The 2,178-nt window shown below is 62.2% G+C and carries 3 protein-coding genes; all 3 read right to left on the bottom strand.

Annotation, left to right across the window (positions count from 1 at the left end):
- Positions 1-24: 24 nt before the first annotated feature.
- From ACESNB_RS17325 to ACESNB_RS17315, 3 genes are read right to left on the bottom strand one after another with little or no spacing between them, the layout of a single operon-like run.
- Positions 25-384, bottom strand: coding sequence for a HesB/IscA family protein (locus ACESNB_RS17325; RefSeq protein WP_373009595.1), 360 nt, complete (start codon positions 382-384; stop codon positions 25-27).
- A gap of 35 nt (positions 385-419) precedes the next feature.
- Positions 420-809 carry an SUF system Fe-S cluster assembly protein gene (locus tag ACESNB_RS17320; protein WP_373009594.1) on the bottom strand — a complete coding sequence of 130 codons (390 nt, stop codon included), beginning with the start codon at positions 807-809 and terminating at the stop codon, positions 420-422.
- 9 nt (positions 810-818) lie between these two features.
- Positions 819-2,042: a cysteine desulfurase gene (locus tag ACESNB_RS17315; protein WP_373009593.1), complete on the bottom strand. Its 1,224-nt coding sequence runs from the start codon at positions 2,040-2,042 to the stop codon at positions 819-821.
- Positions 2,043-2,178: the final 136 nt, after the last annotated feature.

Below are 2,178 nucleotides of genomic sequence, written 5' to 3'. Positions count from 1 at the left end.
CCCCGTTCAGGCGGCTCGCAGGACTTAGGCGTCCACAGCAGGAATGATTGTCACGCTTTCACCGCAACCGCAGGCGTCGGTCTGGTTGGGATTGCGAAAAACGAACTTCTCTTGCAGCGGCGAGATCTCGTAATCGACCTCGCTGCCGAGCAGGAAGAGCACCGCCTTCGCATCGATCAGGATTGTGACGTCTTTTTCTTCGACCACTTCGTCCAGCGGTTCCGGCGCCAGGGCATAATCCATGACATATTCCATGCCGGCACAGCCGCCATTCTTGACGCCGACGCGCAGGAATCCTGCGCCGCGTTCTTCCATGATCTCCTGAACGCGCGCCGCAGCAGCGTCAGACAGGGTTACCGGTTTAGGGCGGGGTCGTCTGGCCATGATCTACAGATAGGGTCTGAAGGGCTGCGATTCAATTAAAGCATGTTCAGCGCGAGACGCGCTTCATCCGACATACGGGACGGATCCCAGGGTGGATCGAACGTCAGGCGCACCTCGACGTCCGTGACGCCTTCGACCGTGCGGGCTGCTGTTTCCACCCAGCCCGGCATATCGCCCGCCACGGGGCATCCTGGCGCTGTCAGCGTCATATCCACGTCCACCTTGCGGTCGTCATCAATGTCGACCTTGTAGATCAGACCCAGTTCATAGATATCAACCGGAATTTCCGGGTCATATACTGTCTTGAAGGCCGTGATCAGGGCATCCGTGATGCGATTCAGCTCATCCTGCGGCAGCGCCGATGGGGCCGCATCCGCCTGAGCCGACACGTCGATCATGTCGCGAGAAGTCATATCGTCTGCCATGTCTGACCTCTATACCAGCATTCCGCGCGCTTTTTCCAGCGCCTCAATGAACACGTCCACTTCGGCCTCGGTATTGTAGATCCCGAAGCTCGCACGCGCCGTCGCACTGACTCCTAGATGGGTCATCAAGGGCTGGGCGCAATGGTGCCCTGCCCGTATCGCCACGCCGTACCGGTCCAGTATCTGCGCCAGGTCGTGCGGGTGAGCCCCCTGCAGGCTGAACGCCAGCACCGACCCCTTCCCCGATGCCTCGCCATGCACGGTCAGGCCGTCGACGCCCCGCAGGCCCTCACGCGCCCGCTGGTACAGCGCATGTTCGTGTGCCTGGACCTCTGCCTGGTCGAATTGCCGAAACCAGCGAATCGCCGCGCCGAGCCCGATGGCCTCCAGGATCGGCGGCGTGCCGGCTTCAAACTTGTGCGGGGCCTCATTATAGGTGATCCGGTCCATCGCGACCGTCTCGATCATCTCGCCGCCGCCCTGATAGGGCCGCGCCTCTGCCAGCGCCCCAGACGTCCCGTACAGGATGCCGATCCCTGTCGGCCCATATAGCTTGTGTCCGGAAAACACATACCAGTCGCAGCCAAGCGCCTGCACATCGACACCAAGGTGCACAGCCGCCTGGCAGCCATCAGCCAGCACCCGCGCGCCGGCCGCATGCGCGATGCGCCCGATCTCGGCAACATCGTTCACGGTGCCAAGCACGTTGCTCATGTGGCTGATCGCCACCATGCGCGTTTTCGGCCCGATGGCGGCGCGCATGGCGTCCATGTCGAGCGATCCGTCATCATTCAGGCCGACCCAGCGCAGCACCGCGCCCTGGCGCTCGCGCAAGAAATGCCACGGCACGATATTGGAATGGTGCTCCATCACCGAAAGCACAATCTCGTCACCCGGCTGGATCGTCTCGGCTAGCGCAGACGCGACAAGGTTGATCCCCTCTGTCGCGCCCTTGGTGAAGATTATATTATCGGTGCCCGGCGCATTGAAAAAATCGCGCGCTGCTTCGCGCCCGGCCTCATACGCTTCGGTTGTTTCGTTCGACAGCGTATGGATGCCGCGGTGCACATTGGCATAGGCCGTCCGGCTCTGGTTCGCGATCGCATCGATCACGGCGTCCGGCTTTTGCGCGCTGGCCGCATTGTCGAGGTAGACCAGCGGCTTGCCGTTCACTTCCCGCGTCAGGATCGGGAACTCCTTGCGGATCGCTGCAACATCGAACAACCGCGTCATGACGCCAACCAATCCTGCGCTTCGGTAAGCATGACATCACGCACCGCCTCATCCGCCGCGCCCAACGCCTCGGCAATAAAGGCCTCGGTCAGCAGACCGCGCGCCTGCGCCTCCGGAATGCCACGCTGACGCAGGT

The organism is Hyphomonas sp. (genome assembly GCF_041689225.1).
In the GTDB taxonomy this organism is placed as follows: Bacteria; Pseudomonadota; Alphaproteobacteria; order Caulobacterales; family Hyphomonadaceae; genus Hyphomonas.
Note: the sequence above shows the minus strand (reverse complement) of the source record. Positions and strands in the feature narration are given on the sequence as shown.

Bases quoted from the DNA above. Each gene is read 5' to 3' on its own strand.
- ACESNB_RS17325 (WP_373009595.1), bottom strand. From the start codon at position 384: ATGGCCAGACGACCCCGCCCTAAACCGGTAACCCTGTCTGACGCTGCT.
- ACESNB_RS17320 (WP_373009594.1), bottom strand. From the start codon at position 809: ATGGCAGACGATATGACTTCTCGCGACATGATCGACGTGTCGGCTCAG.
- ACESNB_RS17315 (WP_373009593.1), bottom strand. From the start codon at position 2,042: ATGACGCGGTTGTTCGATGTTGCAGCGATCCGCAAGGAGTTCCCGATC.